Source organism: Streptomyces sp. NPDC006430 (genome assembly GCF_040612395.1).
Classification (GTDB): Bacteria; Actinomycetota; Actinomycetes; order Streptomycetales; family Streptomycetaceae; genus Streptomyces.
Window position 1 is genome coordinate 25672 of record NZ_JBEXQA010000002.1, and the last position, 16611, is coordinate 42282.

Genomic DNA, 16611 nt, shown 5'->3' on the forward strand with positions numbered 1-16611 from the left:
GGTTTCGTGGAACAGCAGACAGGTGCGGGCGCGGTGCTCGCGGGCCGGTACCGGCTCGTGGAGCCCATCGGCAGCGGCGGCATGGGCAAAGTGTGGCGCGCGCATGACGAGCTGCTGCACAGGATCGTTGCCGTCAAGGAACTGACGGCGGGTCTGTACGTCGCCCAGGCCGACCGGGAGGTGTTGCACGCCCGGACCCAGAAGGAGGCCCGGGCCGCGGCCCGGATCCAGCACCCGGCGGTCGTCGTGGTCCACGACGTGCTGGAGCACGATGACCGGCCCTGGATCGTCATGGAGTACATCGACGGCCCCTCCCTCGCGGACGCGGCCAAGGCGGCCGGTCGCATCGACCCCGTCGAGGCGGCCCGGATCGGGTTGCACGTGCTGGGCGCGCTGCGCGCCGCGCACGCGGTCGGCGTCCTGCACCGGGACGTGAAGCCCGGCAACGTGCTGCTGGCCAAGGACGGGCGGGTCCTGCTCACGGACTTCGGGATCGCCGCGATCGAGGGCGACTCCTCCATCACGCGGACCGGCGAGATCGTCGGCTCCATCGACTACCTGGCCCCGGAGCGGGTCACGGGCGGGACCCCGGGTACGGCCTCCGACCTGTGGTCGCTGGGCGCCACCCTGTACACGGCCGTCGAAGCCCGTTCGCCCTTCCGCCGCACCTCGCCCATCTCCAGCCTGCAGGCCGTCGTCAACGACGAACCGCCGGCCCTGCGGCAGTCCGGCGCGCTGGGGCCGGTCATCACCGCCCTGCTGCGCAAGGATCCGGCCGAGCGGCCTTCGGCCCAGGAGACCGAGCGGATGCTGATCGAGGCGATGGAGGGTCGGGAGCCGAAGGCGGCGCAGGCGTACGTGCCCACGCGTGCGGTGACCCCGGAGGAACTCGCCACCGCGCAGCAGCCGGATCCCGAACCCGAGCCCGAGCCGGCTCCGGCGGCGCCCGAGCCCGCGCGCACGGCGGCCCTGCCCGAACAGGCGGGGTCCGCACCCGCGTCGGGGAGCCCGGCCGCGGGCCGGATCAAGCGGGCCGCCGCCGTCGCCCTCGTGGCGGCGCTGGTCGGCGGCGGTGCCGTGTTCGGGGTGCTGAAGTTCACCGGGGACACAGACGCGGACAAGGGCGGCGGCTCCGACAAGAACGCGAGCGCGCCCGACCAGCAGGACGGCGGCGATGAGCCGGCCGCCCCTCCGGCCGGTTTCAGCGAGGTCACCGATCCGACGGGCTTCACGCTGTTCGTGCCGAACGGCTGGAAGCGCCAGATGGACGGGGACCAGATCGACTACACCCCGGACAACGGGAAGCACTTCATCCGGATCGCCTCCGACAGCACGCCGGACTACGACGACCCGTACGTGCACCTGCTCGACCTGGAGAAGCAGCTGAAGCAGCGGACGGACTACAAGCGGCAGAAGCTGAACCAGAACACCTTCCGGGACAGCACCCGCTCCGCCCTGTGGGACTTCACCTGGACCGAGAAGGGAACGCACGCCGGGCCGCGCCGGGCCATCGAGCAGATGTACATCGCCCCGAACGGCACCGAGTACGCGGTGTACATGTCGGGTCCGGCCGCCGACTGGACGACCACCCGCACGCAGTTCGACACCGTGCTCAGCGGTTGGGCGCCGCCCGGCAAGTCGGGCTGAGCCGGCCTCCTCCGGACATCCTGCCAGCGATCACTGGCAGAAATGGCAAAATCCGGTTACCGACGGGTACCCAAAGGCCCGAAGGCGGAATACGCTCACCGCCATGACGGACTCGCAGGCCCCGGCCCCCCTCCGCACCGCACCGCAGCCCACCAACCCGGTCGCCCCCGCCCCGGCCGGTGCCCGCACCGCCGCCGACGTGGTGACCCCCGACCTGGTCGCCCGGCTCACCCGCGGAGTGATCGGCTCCGGCCGGACCGCCAACCACACCCCCTTCACCGGGGCCAAGCTGGCGGACCTCCCCGCGGCCACCCCCGAGGACGTTGCCGAGGCCTTCGACCGGGCCCGCGCGGCCCAGGGCGCCTGGGCGGCCGTCCCCGTGCGCAAGCGGGCCGGCGTACTGCTCCGCTTCCACGACCTGGTGCTGTCCCGGCAGGCCGAGGTGCTCGACCTGATCCAGTTGGAGACCGGCAAGGCCCGCCTGCACGCCCACGAGGAGGTCCAGGCCGTCGCCGTCGCCGCCCGGCACTACGGCCGCAAGGCCCCCGCGTACCTGCGCCCCAAGGGCCACACGGGTGCCATGCCCACCCTCACCAAGGTCACCGAGCTGCGCCAGCCGCGCGGTGTCGTCGGCCAGATCGCACCCTGGAACTACCCGCTGGAGCTGTCGGTCGGCGACGCACTGCCCGCCTTCGTCTCCGGCAACGCGGTCGTCATGAAGCCCGACACCGAGACCGCCCTCACCGCCCTGTGGGCCCGCGACCTGCTGATCGAGGCCGGACTGCCGGCCGAGGTCTTCCAGATCGTCCTCGGTGACGGTCCAGTCGTCGGCCCCGAGGTGGTCCGCCACGCCGACTACGTGTCCTTCACCGGCTCCACCCGCACCGGCCGCGAGGTCGCCCGGGGAGCGGCCGACCGCCTGGTCGGCGTCTCCCTCGAACTCGGCGGCAAGAACGCCATGCTCGTCCTGCACGACGCCGACGTCGAGAAGGCCGCCGCGGGCGCCGTCCGCGCCTGTTTCTCCTCCGCCGGCCAGCTGTGCATCTCCATCGAGCGGCTGTACGTCCACGCCTCGATCGCGGACGCGTTCGTCGAGCGCTTCGCCGCCCGTACGAAGGCCATGCGGCTCGGCGCCTCGCTCGCGTACGGCGCGGACATGGGCTCGCTGGTCGGCGAGCGCCAGCTGGAGACCGTACAGCGGCACGTCGAGGAAGCCGTCGCCAAGGGCGCCACCCTGGTCGCGGGCGGCACGGCCCGCCCCGACATAGGCCCGCTCTTCTACGAGCCCACCATCCTCGACGGCGTGGAGGCGCCGATGGCGGTGTGCGGCGAGGAGACCTTCGGCCCGGTCGTCTCCATCTACCGGTTCACCGACGAGGACCAGGCCGTCGCGCAGGCCAACGCCACCGCGTACGGCCTCAACTCCAGCGTCTGGACCAAGGACGCCCGCCGCGGCCACGCCGTCGCCGCCCGCCTGCGCACCGGCACGGTCAACATCAACGAGGGCTACGCCCCCGCCTACGGCAGCGCCCAGTCGCCCATGGGCGGCATGAAGGACTCCGGTCTGGGCCGCCGGCACGGCTCCGAGGGCATCCTCAAGTACACCGAGGCACAGACGGTCGCCCACCAGCGGCTGCTCCCGATGGCCCCCTCGCTGGGCATGGACGACGAGAAGTACGCGGAGTTCATGACCCGCAGCCTCAAGGTCATGAAGGCTCTCCGCCTGCGCTAAGCGGGCTCGGGGAACCGCTTAGTGCCACCGGCCCGCGACGCCCGGCACGGCACCTCGCCGCGTTGTCGGACCATGCACGTGCGTCCCGTACGAGCCGTGGTCCTCCGCCTTGCGATGCACAGCAGCAGCACCCACCGCCCGCCAAGGAGGCGCGTCAGTGTCAGAGTCGTACGACTACGACGTCATCGTCATCGGATCGGGCTTCGGAGGATCGGTCTCGGCATTGAGGCTGACCGAAAAGGGGTACCGGGTCGGTGTCCTGGAGGCAGGGCGCCGGTTCACCCGCGAGAGCCTGCCGCGCAGCAGCTGGGACCTGCGCAACTACCTGTGGGCCCCGGCCCTCGGGCTGTACGGGATCCAGCGGATCCACCTGCTCGGCAACGTGATGGTGCTCGCGGGCGCCGGCGTGGGCGGCGGCTCGCTCAACTACGCCAACACCCTCTACGTGCCGCCCACCGCCTTCTTCGAGGACCGGCAGTGGGCGTCCATCACCGACTGGCGCGACGAGCTCGCCCCGTACTACGACCAGGCCAAGCGGATGCTCGGCGTACGCCTCAACCCCACGATGACCCCCTCCGACGTCCACCTCAAGGCTGCGGCCGAGAAGATGGGCGTCGGGGACACCTTCCACATGGCCCCGGTCGGCGTCTTCTTCGGCGACGGCGCGGACGCCGAGGGGGGCTGCGGGGCCCGCCCCGGCCAGGAGGTCCCGGACCCCTACTTCGGTGGCGCCGGACCCGCACGCAAGGCCTGCACCGAGTGCGGCGAGTGCATGACCGGCTGTCGGCACGGCGCGAAGAACACCCTGAACGAGAACTACCTCCACCTCGCCGAGAGCGCGGGCGCCGTCATCCACCCGATGACCACCGTCACCGCGCTCGCCGAGCACCCCGAGGGCGGCTACCGGGTCCGCACCGTCCCCACCGACGCCCGCCGCCGCGGCAGGGCCAAGGAACTGCGCGCCCGGTACGTGGTCGTCGCCGCGGGCACGTACGGTACCCAGACCCTGCTGCACACCATGAAGGACAACGGGCTGCTCCCGCGGATCTCGGACCGGCTCGGCGAGCTCACCCGGACCAACTCCGAGGGCCTGGTCGGCGCGCAGACCGACGACCGCCGCTACCGCAGGCGGCACGGTCCGGACCGGCGGGCGGACTTCACCCGGGGCGTGGCGATCACCTCGTCCGTGCACCCGGACGCCGACACCCACATCGAGCCCGTCCGCTACGGCAAGGGCTCCAACGCCATGGGGTTCATGACCGTACTCCAGGTGCCGTACGGCAAGCACCGGGTCCGGGCCTGGTTCGCCCGGACCGCGAAGCACCCGATGCAGCTGGCGCGCTCGCTGTCCAACCGGCGCTGGTCGGAGCGGACGATCATCGGCCTCGTCATGCAGTCGCTGGACAACTCGCTGACGACGTACCGCAAGCCCGGCGGCCTCGGCAAGGGCCTGCTCACGGCCCGCCAGGGGCACGGCGCCCCGAACCCGGTGCAGATCGAGGAGGCCACCCGGGCCGCCACCCTGCTGGCCGAGGAGATCAACGGCTTCCCGGGCAGCAACATCGGCGAGCTGATGGGCACACCGCTGACCGCGCACTTCCTCGGCGGCTGCCCGATCGGCGCCTCGCCCGAGGAGGGCGTGGTGGACCCGTACCACCGGCTGTACGGGCACCCCGGCATCTCGGTGGTGGACGGTTCGGCGGTCTCGGCCAACCTCGGGGTCAACCCGTCGCTGACGATCACGGCGCAGGCGGAGCGGGCGATGTCCTACTGGCCGAACAAGGGCGAGCAGGACCCGCGGCCCGAGCAGGGCGGCGCCTACACCCGCCTGGCGGCGGTGGAGCCGGCCCGTCCGGCGGTTCCCAAGGAGGCGTTCGGTGCCCTGCGGCTGCCGTTGCTGCTGCCGGTGCCGGAGGTTCCGAAGAAGGCGTGACACGTGTATCGGCGACGGGATCTGCGCTCCCCCTCCGAGGGCAGATCCCGCCGTCGCGTACATAAGTGACAGGTGATCAGTCCGGATGGTTGCATGTGATGCCCGTCACGCCGCGAAGTGTGCAACTGTGACCCGCCTTCGGCGGTCTCGATCATCATGGACAAGCGCATCTCCCTTTTGGCAGCTGCGGGGTTGGCGACGCTGAGCCTCAGCGCGGCCGCCCCCGCACTCGCCGCGGAACCCGCCTTCCCACTCAGCGGTCCCTCCGCCCAGGTGCTCCAGCCCTACCCCGACACGGGCGCCCCGAAGGAGAGGAGCCTTCGCTACGCCCTGGACTACGTGGGCCCCGGGAACAGCTTCCCGGGCGAGTTCACCATCACCGTCGACCTGAGCAAGGTCGCCGGCGTCGCATCGGTCCGGCTCGACCCGGCCAAGCCCAGGCCGAACTGCACCGCGAGCGCCACCGCGATCGTCTGCAAGCAGCAGGGCCTGTCGGTCGGGAACGGGACCAACAGCTTCGATCTGCTCGTCTCCGCCGCGCAGGGCAGCAAGAACGGCGCGAGCGGCGCGATCGCGGTCACCGGCACGGTGGCCGGGGCGAGCGTCACGCCCGTCACCACCAAGATGACCGTCGGTGGCCCCGACCTGCTCATGGGTGAGCTGAAGCTCAAGGCGGACGTGGCGGCGGGCCTGCAGCAGGACCTGCCGCTCGCCTTCGCGAACCGGGGCACGCTGGCCGCCAAGTCGGTCGCGCTGGAGCTGGGCACCTCGGCCGGTCTGGAGCCGGTGGAGGCCTACGACAACTGCGTCCGGCGGGATTCGGGCGGCATGGTCGACACCACGGTGTGCCTCGTCGAGGGAGAGTTCCTGCCGGGCGAGAGCTACCGGCTCTCCCCCGACTCGCCCCTGCACCTCAAGACGACCGAGCGGGCCTACCGGGACACGCTGAGGTACGGGGTCGTCCCCGACCCGGCGCCGAGCAAGGATGTGCCTGCGGACAAGCCGGCCACCGGCAAGAAGCTGATGCTGGTCAAGGCGTCGGCTGCCGTGCCGGTCACGGAATCCAACCTGGACCCGAAGGCCGCCAGGCGGGCCGAGGACACCGACCTGAACCCGCGCGACAACGAGCGCTCGTTCGACTTCGACGCCAAGGGTGCCCAGGCCGACTTCGAGGCGGTCACCGCCTCACCCGCCGGCAAGGTGGGTGACACGGTCGTGGCCGAGCTCGGCTTCCGCAACAAGGGGCCGGCCTGGATCAGCCACCTGCGCTCGGGCGAGAGCGTGGCCCGTACCGACATCGTGCTGCCGGCCGGAGTCCAGGTCACGGACGCGCCCCGGAACTGCCGCGGGGTCAATGCCGACGGAAACGACCGCACGGAGCAGCTGGGCGCGCCGCGCTACTTCTGCGATGCCGGGCTGTTCGTGGGCGTCGGCCACCCGTCCACCAACCGGTTCGTGATGAAGATCGAGAAGGCCGTCGCGAACGCCAGGGGCTCGGTCACCGTCGGCGAGCCGGTCGCGGGCGGCACCAAGCTGCACGCCTTCGACCCGGTCGCGGGCAACACGACGGCCGCCCTCGTGGTCGAGGTCAAGGCCGGCGCGAGCCCGAGTCCGAGCGCCTCGGCCTCCACCTCGCCGTCCCCGTCCCCGTCCGCCTCCGCGTCGGTCACGCCGACCACGTCCTCCGGCGCGTCCGCCGCCGGTGGTACGGGCGGCAACCTGGCCTCGACCGGTAGCTCCGTCGGCCCGATCGCGCTGGCCGCGGCGGCTGCCGTGGCCGTGGGCGGTGCGCTGTTCGTGGGGGTGCGCCGCCGGTCCGCCGGGCGCGCGTGACGATCGGCTGACGATCGGCTGAAGACCGCAGGAGAACGGCCGGCTCGGGGCGTCCCCCGGGCCGGCCGTCCTTTTCTGGGGTGACCGGGCTGCTGTCCCCTGCCGTCCGGTCACGCGAAGGAGCGAGGTCCCACGACGCACGTCCCACGGGTCGTACGTCTCATCGCTCCGGCGGAGCCACGCGTGGTGCTGCGGTCCCGCGCCTGGCTGACGCGGCCATCCACACCAACGAAGGGCGTCGGGGCCGGTCACGCGCCGGACGGGTGACGAACGCGCGTCAGACTCGCCCGCGGCACAGCTCCAGCAGCGTCATGGCCAGGGCGGTCCCGGACCTTCCGAGAGCATCGCTCCAGTGCGAGAGCACCTCCATCTCGCGCGAGAGGTGCACCCGGCGACCACCGGAGGAGATCCGAGCCTCCTGGATGACGGTCGAGACGGCCATCCGCTCCTGGATCAGGCCGATGATCCGGTCGTCGATGGCGTCGATGCGCTCGCGGGAGTCGGCGATCAACTGCTCGGGGGTGGTGGTGATCGTGGTCATGGTGGGTCTCCTGTCGGGTGGGTGTCTGATCCGCAGGACCGGAGAAACGCCAGAGCGCCCCGGTCCTGTCGGACCGGGGCGCTCTGGGAAGTCAGCGGCTCAGCGAGCGAGCATCACGAGGACCCATGGCGACCGGACCGGCCGGTGCCATAGGTAAAGAGGAAGCTCAGCTGCTTGCGCATGGAACGGATTATGGCCTTCCGTCCCGCTCCGGGCCAACCCCGTTCGGATGCTGAGACGGCTCGGTGAACGGGGACGCGGCGCCGGGCGCTGTGACCGGGTCGTCGCGGCGCGTCACGGCGCCGCGGCCTCGGACGGTGCGACAAAACGGTAGGTGCCGCCCCCGTTAGAATCGACAGAACAGCCACCTCTTCCGCCGGAAGGCCGCCCCGTGCCAGAAGCACCCTCCGCCGCCCACGACAGCGCCCCGGACACGGTTCTCGTCGTCGACTTCGGCGCCCAGTACGCCCAGCTCATCGCCCGCCGCGTCCGCGAGGCCCGGGTCTACAGCGAGATCGTGCCCAGCACGATGCCCGTGGCCGAGATGCTGGCCAAGAACCCCAAGGCGATCATCCTCTCCGGCGGTCCGTCCTCCGTGTACGAAGAGGGCGCCCCGCGCCTGGACGACGCCCGCGGCCTGTTCGAGGCCGGCGTCCCCGTCTTCGGCATGTGCTACGGCTTCCAGCTGATGGCGACGACCCTCGGCGGCACCGTCGACAACACCGGCGCGCGCGAGTACGGCCGTACGCCGCTGGCCGTGTCCAAGACCGGCTCCACGCTCTTCGAGGGCACCCCCGAGCACCAGTCGGTGTGGATGTCCCACGGCGACGCCTGCTCCGCCGCTCCCGAGGGCTTCACCGTCACCGCGTCGACCAACGTCGTCCCGGTCGCGGCCTTCGAGAACGATGAGAAGAAGCTGTACGGGGTTCAGTACCACCCCGAGGTGATGCACTCCACGCACGGTCAGCTGGTACTGGAGCACTTCCTCTACCGCGGTGCCGGTCTGGAGCCCAGCTGGACCACCGGCAACATCGTCGAGGAGCAGATCGCGGCCATCCGCGAGCAGGTCGGCGACAAGCGCGCCATCTGCGGGCTGTCCGGCGGGGTGGACTCCGCGGTCGCCGCCGCCCTCGTGCAGAAGGCCATCGGCTCCCAGCTGACCTGCGTGTACGTCGACCACGGCCTGATGCGCAAGGGTGAGACCGAGCAGGTCGAGAAGGACTTCGTCGCCGCCACCGGCGTGCAGCTGAAGGTCGTCGACGCGCAGGAGCGCTTCCTGAACGCGCTCGCCGGCGTCTCCGACCCCGAGACCAAGCGCAAGATCATCGGCCGCGAGTTCATCCGCGTCTTCGAGCAGGCCCAGGCCGAGATCATCGCCGAGGGCGGCCCGGACGTGGCGTTCCTGGTCCAGGGCACCCTGTACCCGGACGTCGTCGAGTCCGGCGGCGGCACCGGCACCGCGAACATCAAGTCGCACCACAACGTGGGCGGCCTCCCCGACGACATCGAATTCGAGCTCGTCGAGCCGCTGCGCCAGCTGTTCAAGGACGAGGTCCGGATGGTCGGCCAGGAGCTCGGCCTGCCGGAGGAGATCGTCCAGCGCCAGCCCTTCCCGGGCCCCGGCCTCGGCATCCGCATCGTCGGCGAGGTCACCAAGGAGCGCCTGGACCTGCTGCGCGAGGCCGACGCCATCGCCCGCCACGAGCTGACCGCGGCCGGCCTGGACCGCGAGATCTGGCAGTGCCCCGTCGTCCTGCTGGCGGACGTCCGCAGCGTCGGCGTCCAGGGCGACGGCCGCACGTACGGCCACCCGATCGTGCTGCGCCCCGTCTCGTCCGAGGACGCCATGACAGCGGACTGGACGCGCATGCCGTACGAGGTCCTCGCGCGGATCTCCACCCGCATCACCAACGAGGTGCCGGACGTGAACCGCGTGGTCCTGGACTGCACGAGCAAGCCCCCGGGCACCATCGAGTGGGAGTAGTCCCCACCCCGACGTACGCCGCGAAGCCGCCGACCAGCCCTGCTGGTCGGCGGCTTCGCCGTTTTTCCGGCCGGTCGACGGGGCCGCCGGTGCCTCGCCTACCGGCCCCGGTGGCAAGCCGTCGCGCCCGGAGCGGCTGGACCGGGCGGGGGACGTCAACATCATGAACGGTCAATCACCCGCTCTGACATCGTGCGCAATCCGGAGCACTACCGCAGTGGTGCACAATTCGCTGGCATTGCACCGTAGTTCAGAGAGGCGGCACGCACGTGGCTGTCCAAGAGATGTCCCGAAGTACCCACGGCGGCGCCTGCACCTGCGACGACTGCCCGCACGGCGCACAGGAAGGACACCGGCGCGCGGTCGCCGCGTTCCTGGAGAAGCGGGACGAGTTCGCCGCGGGTCAGGGACTACCGGCGGCGGTGGCCCGGTCCGCCGGGGCGTCCCGGCAGTGGGTCTCCGACGAGCTGACGCTGTCGGCCCGCACGGTCGCCGACCGGGGCCGGGAGGCCGGCAACTCCTGGCTGTACCTGTTCTCACGGCGGGCCGTGCTCGCCGTGTGGATCGCGGCCGGAGTGCTGCTGCTGGTACAGGTCGGCACGGCGCTCGGCACCGGCTGGTCCACGGCGCGCACTGCGGGACTACTGGCCGCGGTGGTCCTGGCCGGGCTGCTCACCGTCGCCGCCCGCCCCCAGTCGCTGCGCGGCGGGCTGTTGGCCCCGCTGGTCGGCGAGGACAACCGGCTGTCCACCTCGAAGGCGGTGCCGAGCGCCTGGGTGGTGCTGACCGGGTTCGCCGCACTGCTGCCCGCCCTCCGACTGGCGTCCTCCTCGCCCGGGCCGGAACGGCAGGCGCTGTACGCGGGGCTCGCGTTGGGGCGGGCGCTGCCGCTGCTGGCGGTGGTCGCGCTGACGTCGGCCGTGGCCGTGGTGGTGCGCCGGGTGGTCACCGTACGCGTCCTGGGTCAGCGGATGCAGAAGCTGCCGGCGGACCGGCCGCGCGGGGTGGACCTGCTGACCGACGACGCGGGCCGGGGGAGCTTCCCGGACGCGCAGTACGTGCTGGTCTCCACGGTGGTGCTGGCCTTCGCGGCGGTGTCGATGGCCCGGTTCCCGGACCGGCTGCCGCGGCTGCCGTGGGCGCTGGCCCTGCTGGTGGCACTGTCGACCGCGGTGTACCTGGCCGCGAAGTGCACGGAGATGACCCGGCCGTTGGTGCTGTCGGTGGTGCGCCGACGCGAGCCGGGGGACCTCGACGCGGCCGTCCGCCCGGGGGACGACATCGAGATCCGGGGCCTGGGTTTCGTGCCGCCGGGGGCGCAGACGCCGGAGATGCTGGCCCGGCTGGTGGTGCGGATCGGGGCGGTGCACGTGCACGTGCCGCTGGTTCCGGTGGCGGGCGGGTTCACCAATCCCTCGGACACGGTGCTCACGGTCCCGGTCCCGGCGGAAGTGGAACCGGGGCGCGTCGACGTCCAGGTGGTCACCGCGGCCGGAGTGGAATCCAACCGCTGCGTCATCGACGTGGCGGAGTGAACCGGGTACACATGGGGCGTGACCCGAACTGACGACCTTTCCGCCGTCCTTTCCGCCGCCCCTGTCGGACTGCGGGAACGAGCCGCCACGTACGCACTCCTGCCGCTGCGGATCTTCCTCGGAGCGACCTTCGTCTACGCGGGCCTGGACAAGCTGACCGATTCCGTGTTCCTGTCCGCCACCGGCAACGGCTCCATCGGCGAGCTGATGCACGGCGTGCGCGACACGTCCGCGATCCCGCTCCTGGTCGACGGCGCCCTGCTGTCGCCCGTCGGCTTCGCCGTCCTGCTGGCCATCGGGGAGGTCCTGGTGGGCCTGGGCGTGCTGGCCGGCCTGCTGACCCGGATCGCGGCCACCGGCGGAGCACTGATCTCGCTCAGCCTGTGGCTCACGGTGTCCTGGCAGGTGTCCCCGTACTACTACGGCAACGACCTGATCTACCTGATGGCCTGGACCCCGATCATCCTGGCCGGTGCGCCCTACCTCTCGCTGGACTCGTTGATCCGGTCGCGCCGGTCCCTGCGTACGGCATAGGTCACCATCCCCACCAGCGCGGCGAGGCATAGCCCGCCCATCGCCATCGGGACGACCAGGAACCAGGGCAGATCGGCCTCACCGGTCGCGTCGAGCAGGTACAGCACGCCCGCGGTCAGCAGGACCAGACCGGCCAGCAGCCGTCCCGGCTGGAACTCATGACGCCGCACGGGCCACCTCCACCTGTCCCACACCTGCGCTCAGGTGCAGCTCGATCGTTCCCCCGGCCTCGGTGTCGGCGGGCGGTTTGAGGGTGGCCTGCTGGGTTTCGCCGCCGCTCTTGATGCGCACCTGCTGGCTGGTTTCCCCGGGCAGCCTGATGTCGCCCAGTCGCACGGACACGTCGGCCTGCGCGGTGACCTCCCGGGGCAGGATCACCTTGAGCCGACCGGCCTCGATGGCGGCACGGACGGACACGGTGGTGCCCTTCGACACGTCCAGACGGCTCAGGTCCAGCGTGGCCAGCCCGGTGCCCGACTCGTACACGGGCCGTACGTCGGCCACCGCGGTCGGCCGCCAGGCCACGTTCCGCCAGTCGGTCCCGATGTCGCGGGGCAGCGCGGACGCGCAGGCCAGCAACCCGGCGGTGAGGAGCGCCAGCAGGACCGTACCGAAGCCCGTGCGGCCCTTGACCGAGCTGACCGCAAGGCCGAGGCCGAAGACCGCCAGGGCCGACGCGAGTCCGATCTGCAAGGCGTGGGAGAGGGTGTTGCCCTGCCAGACGGCAGCGGTGGCGGCGCCCCCGGCCAACACGGCCAGCACGAACACCCGGCCGCCGATGCCGCCGCGCGGGACCGCGGGTACGGTCGCCCGCTCGGGCACGGGTGCGGCCCGGCCACCCGCAGGGCTCCGCACGGGCCCGACGGAATCGTCCGGCCCCCACAGGTAACCGGTGGCCCCGACCGGGCCGGTGGTGCCGTCCTTGACCAGCGGGTCCCGCCACCAGGACGGGCCACCGGGAGCCGGCGGTGCCTTGGTCTCCGGCGGCGCCTTGGTCTCCGGCGGGCCCGGGCGGTGGGCGGCCTGCGGCTCCGCCTCGGGGGCGGCTGCCTTCCGCCGGCGCTGTGACCAGTACGCGGCGCCGCCGAGGGCCAGGATGACCAGGACGGAGAAGACGGCCAGACCGCCGTTGTCCAGCATCGACAGGAACAGCGAGCAGCCGACCAGGGCCGCGAACACCGCGGCGAGGGTGGCACCCTCGACCCGGCCGGTCAGCATCTTCTTCGCCTCGCTGTCGTCCTCGCCGTCCACCGGCAGCAGCAGCCACGCGAAGCCGTAGAAGATCAGTCCGACCCCGCCGGTGATCGCCAGGACGCCGAGCACGATGCGGAAGATCACCGGGTCCAGGTCGAAGTACCGGCCGAGGCCGCCGCACACCCCTGCGAGGACCTTGTCGCGCTTGCTACGGCGCAGGGGCGGTCGTTCGGCGGCCTTGTCGGCGGGTTGGCCGCCCGGCGGCGGTGCCGCGTCGGCACCAGCCGGCGACGGCGGGGAGTCGTGCTTGGTCATGGGTCCATGGTGACCGGCCGCAGCGCCCCGCGGCACCGGGCCCGACCCTGGCGCAACCCTGATATCCCCCCGACGGAACTGGGGGGATGCCCTGATGCCCCGGGCACCCCGCGCGTGTGACCATCGTTGACATGCCCGTTTCCGCCGCCCCCCGCATCCCGCACGTACCGGAGCCCGACGAACCGCCGCAGCGCAGGCTCTACCGCAGCGCCGACGGCCGGATGCTCGGCGGTGTCGCGCGCGGTCTCGCCGGGCACCTCGGGCTGCCGGTCGTCTGGGTCCGGCTCGCGTTCCTCGGCCTGTTCCTGTGGGGCGACGGACTCGGCGTCCTGCTGTACGCCGCGTTCTGGGTCTTCGTACCGCTCGGCGTGGGCGGGCGCACCGGGCACCGCTCCTTCTTCGAGACCCTCCCCGACGGCAGCCGACGCCTGCGCAAACCGGACAAGGGGCAGATCACCGCGCTCATCGCCCTGTTCGTCGGCGCCGGGATCTTCATCGCCAAGGTCCAGGTCGGCGGCGCGTCCGGACGGTACGTGTGGCCGACGCTGCTGGTCGGCGCGGGTGTCGTCCTCGTGTGGCGGCAGGCCGACAACGCCCGCCGCGCCCACTGGGGCGCCGCCGCCGGGCGCAACGCGCGGCTGCTCCAACTGGGCCGCGCCTTCGCCGGGGTCGCACTGGTCGGCGTGGGCCTGACCGTCTTCATCGTCGTGCGCGGCTCGGCGGCGCAGCTCGGCAACGTGCTGACCGCCGCCCTCGCCGTCCTCGTCGGCATCGCCCTGCTGGCCGGGCCCTGGCTGATCCGGATGACCCAGGACCTCTCCGAGGAACGCCTGATGCGCATCCGCGCCCAGGAGCGCGCCGAAGTGGCCGCGCACGTCCACGACTCGGTGCTGCACACGCTCACCCTGATCCAGCGCAACGCGGAGGACGTCGGCGAGGTGCGCCGCCTCGCCCGGGCGCAGGAGCGGGAGCTGCGGAACTGGCTGTACAAGCCGGAGGGCACGGGCAAGGAGGAGGCCGAGGAGCCGGCCACCCTCGCGGAGGCCGTGAAGCAGACCGCGGCCGAGGTGGAGGACCACCACGGGGTCCCGATCGAGGTCGTCGTGGTCGGCGACTGCCCGCTGGACGAGAAGCTGGCCGCACAGATCCAGGCCGCGCGCGAGGCGATGGTCAACGCCGCCAAGTACGGTGGCGAGGGAGGGCCGGTGCAGGTGTACGCCGAGGTGGAGGGGCAGCTCGTGTTCGTGTCCGTACGGGACCGGGGGCCGGGCTTCGACATCGACGCGGTACCGGACGACCGCATGGGCGTACGAGAATCGATCATCGGCCGGATGCAGCGCAACGGCGGGACCGCACGGCTGCGGTCCGCGCCCGACGGCGGCACGGAAGTCGAGCTGGAGATGGAGAGGGCGGCGAACGCAGCATGACCGAAGAGACCGGCAGCGCAGGGGTGGCCAGGCAGGTCCGGGTGGTGCTCGTAGACGACCACCGGATGTTCCGCACGGGCGTGCAGGCCGAGATCGGTGAGACCGCCCGCACCGGGGTCGAGGTCGTCGGAGAGGCGGCCGACGTCGACCAGGCCGTCACCGTCATCACCGCCACCCGGCCCGAGGTGGTCCTGCTCGACGTGCACCTGCCCGGCGGCGGAGGGGTCGAGGTGCTGCGGCGCTGCGCCCCGCTGATGACCGCGGCCGAGAACCCGGTGCGGTTCCTGGCCCTGTCGGTGTCGGACGCGGCCGAGGACGTCATCGGCGTCATCCGGGGCGGCGCGCGCGGGTACGTCACCAAGACCATCACCGGGGCCGACCTGGTGGACTCGATCTTCCGGGTGCAGGACGGGGACGCGGTGTTCTCGCCGCGACTGGCTGGCTTCGTGCTCGACGCCTTCGCCTCGACGGACGCACCGCCGGTGGACGAGGACCTGGACCGGCTCACGCAGCGCGAACGGGAGGTGCTGCGGCTGATCGCGCGCGGGTACGCGTACAAGGAGATCGCCAAGCAGCTCTTCATCTCGGTGAAGACGGTGGAGTCGCACGTGTCGGCGGTCCTGCGCAAGCTCCAGCTGTCCAACCGGCACGAGCTGACCCGCTGGGCGACGGCCCGCCGCCTGGTCTGAGCCGCCGCCCGCCGCCCGCCTCCCGCCTACCTTCCGGGTCCGCGTCCGACGGGGCCGGGCCCTCGCCTGTGATCCATACCGCAGGCCCTTCCGGGAACCCGGGCGCATCGCGCGGCCCTCTTGGGTGGCGTGATGAGCTTGACGGGGACACCCCTCTTCGCGACGGCGATCGCCCTCACGGCGATCGCCGTCCTCCTGCCGCTGGTCGTGTGGAGCAAGGTGCGCGGCCCTGCCGCCGTGCGCGTTGCCACCCGCGGCCTGATGATGGTGTTCGCCCAGGTCACCGCCATCGCCGTGGTGTTCATCGGGGTCAACCGGGACATGAACTTCTACGCCACCTGGGGTGATCTGTTCGGCACCGGCAAGTACGTCACGGCCGCCCCCGACCTCGGCCCGGACGGACTCGGCGGGAAGAAGGCCGAGCAGGTCAAGGAAGCGCCGAAGGTGCGCCAGGTGTTCGAGCCCGTCGAGGGGCTCGGCGGCCGGGTCAAGAAGACCGAGCTCGACGGAAAGATCTCCGGGGTCAAGGGCGACGTCATGGTGTGGCTGCCGCCCCAGTACGACGATCCGGCCTTCAAGGACAAGAAGTTCCCCGTGGTGGAGCTGATCCCGGGCATACCCGGGACGGGGAAGTCCTGGTTCCAGGGGCTCAAGGCGCACGAGGTGCTGGAACCGCTCATGAAGAGCGGCAAGGTGCAGCCGTTCATCCTGGTCTCGCCGCGCGCCATGCTGCTCGGCAACGCCGATACGGGCTGCGCCAACATCCCCGGCAAGGTCAACGCCGACAGCTGGTTCAGCGTCGACGTCCGCAAGATGGTCACCGACAACTTCCGCACCTCCGACGAGGCGCGCACCTGGGGCGTGGCCGGCTACTCGGCCGGTGCGTACTGCGCCGCCAAGCTGGCGATCGCACACCCCGACCGATACAGCGCGGCCGTCTCCCTCTCCGGCTACAACGACCCCGGCCAGGAGCCCTCCTCGCTGGTGGCCAAGGACCCGGAACTGCGCCGCACCCACAACCTGAAGCACGTGCTCCAGGCCGCGCCCGTACCGCCGGCGGTCGCGCTGTGGATGTCGGGGGCCGAGCAGGACGGCTACCTGTCCGGCACGGACCTCAAGGCCATCGCGAAGAGCCCGACCGTGGTGCATGCGGAGAAGGTCACCGGCGGGCACAACCTCGACTCGTGGTCGAAGCAGCTGCCGCAGACCTTCGGCTGGCTGAGCCAGCAGGTCAAGACGCCGTAGCG

General features: G+C 71.9%; 13 protein-coding genes. 10 read left to right on the plus strand and 3 right to left on the minus strand.

Annotated features, from left to right (window positions below; all coding sequences use genetic code 11):
- Positions 1–6: 6 nt before the first annotated feature.
- From ABZZ20_RS03185 to ABZZ20_RS03200, 4 genes are all read left to right on the plus strand, one after another.
- Positions 7–1647 (plus strand): serine/threonine-protein kinase, encoded by a 1641-nt coding sequence (locus tag ABZZ20_RS03185; protein WP_356866196.1) that lies wholly within the window; start codon positions 7–9, stop codon positions 1645–1647.
- A 103-nt stretch (positions 1648–1750) separates the two neighbouring features.
- Positions 1751–3379 (plus strand): succinic semialdehyde dehydrogenase, encoded by a 1629-nt coding sequence (locus ABZZ20_RS03190; RefSeq protein WP_356866198.1) that lies wholly within the window; start codon positions 1751–1753, stop codon positions 3377–3379.
- A 157-nt stretch (positions 3380–3536) separates the two neighbouring features.
- Positions 3537–5312 (plus strand): GMC family oxidoreductase, encoded by a 1776-nt coding sequence (locus tag ABZZ20_RS03195; RefSeq protein ID WP_356866200.1) that lies wholly within the window; start codon positions 3537–3539, stop codon positions 5310–5312.
- Between the two features lie 156 nt (positions 5313–5468).
- A complete protein-coding gene (locus tag ABZZ20_RS03200; RefSeq protein ID WP_356866202.1) occupies positions 5469–7145 on the plus strand; it encodes a peptidase in 1677 nt (558 codons plus the stop codon).
- Positions 7146–7422: 277 nt separating this feature from the next.
- Here ABZZ20_RS03200 and ABZZ20_RS03205 read toward each other — a convergent pair whose 3' ends face one another.
- The gene (locus ABZZ20_RS03205) at positions 7423–7686 is read right to left on the minus strand and encodes a chorismate mutase (protein WP_356866204.1); all 264 of its coding nucleotides are present in this window, start codon (positions 7684–7686) and stop codon (positions 7423–7425) included.
- A gap of 391 nt (positions 7687–8077) precedes the next feature.
- Between ABZZ20_RS03205 and guaA the strand changes: the two genes are divergently transcribed.
- The 3 genes from guaA (at position 8078) to ABZZ20_RS03220 (ending at position 11739) form a co-directional block, all read left to right on the plus strand.
- Positions 8078–9670: a glutamine-hydrolyzing GMP synthase gene (gene guaA, locus ABZZ20_RS03210; RefSeq protein WP_356866206.1), complete on the plus strand. Its 1593-nt coding sequence runs from the start codon at positions 8078–8080 to the stop codon at positions 9668–9670.
- 269 nt (positions 9671–9939) lie between these two features.
- Entirely contained in the window at positions 9940–11205 is a 1266-nt protein-coding gene (locus tag ABZZ20_RS03215) for a hypothetical protein (protein WP_356866208.1), read from the plus strand.
- A gap of 18 nt (positions 11206–11223) precedes the next feature.
- Positions 11224–11739: a DoxX family protein gene (locus ABZZ20_RS03220; RefSeq protein WP_356866210.1), complete on the plus strand. Its 516-nt coding sequence runs from the start codon at positions 11224–11226 to the stop codon at positions 11737–11739.
- Here the strand turns inward: ABZZ20_RS03220 and ABZZ20_RS03225 are convergent.
- Together ABZZ20_RS03225 and ABZZ20_RS03230 are read right to left on the minus strand one after the other, a co-directional pair.
- Entirely contained in the window at positions 11685–11909 is a 225-nt protein-coding gene (locus ABZZ20_RS03225) for a hypothetical protein (RefSeq protein ID WP_356866212.1), read from the minus strand. The genes ABZZ20_RS03220 and ABZZ20_RS03225 overlap by 55 nt on opposite strands.
- The gene (locus ABZZ20_RS03230) at positions 11896–13248 is read right to left on the minus strand and encodes a PspC domain-containing protein (protein ID WP_356866214.1); all 1353 of its coding nucleotides are present in this window, start codon (positions 13246–13248) and stop codon (positions 11896–11898) included. The genes ABZZ20_RS03225 and ABZZ20_RS03230 overlap by 14 nt, the downstream gene beginning before the upstream one ends.
- A 131-nt stretch (positions 13249–13379) precedes the next feature.
- Here ABZZ20_RS03230 and ABZZ20_RS03235 point away from each other — a divergent pair, with 131 nt between their 5' ends.
- The 3 genes from ABZZ20_RS03235 to ABZZ20_RS03245 all read left to right on the plus strand — a co-directional run bounded on the left by ABZZ20_RS03235 (position 13380) and on the right by ABZZ20_RS03245 (position 16609).
- The gene (locus ABZZ20_RS03235; RefSeq protein ID WP_356866215.1) at positions 13380–14675 is read left to right on the plus strand and encodes a PspC domain-containing protein; all 1296 of its coding nucleotides are present in this window, start codon (positions 13380–13382) and stop codon (positions 14673–14675) included.
- The gene (locus tag ABZZ20_RS03240; RefSeq protein WP_356866217.1) at positions 14672–15364 is read left to right on the plus strand and encodes a response regulator transcription factor; all 693 of its coding nucleotides are present in this window, start codon (positions 14672–14674) and stop codon (positions 15362–15364) included. The genes ABZZ20_RS03235 and ABZZ20_RS03240 overlap by 4 nt, the downstream gene beginning before the upstream one ends.
- A 132-nt stretch (positions 15365–15496) precedes the next feature.
- Complete coding sequence (locus ABZZ20_RS03245; protein ID WP_356866219.1) at positions 15497–16609, plus strand: alpha/beta hydrolase-fold protein; 1113 nt, start codon at positions 15497–15499, stop codon at positions 16607–16609.
- The last annotated feature ends 2 nt before the right edge of the window (positions 16610–16611 follow it).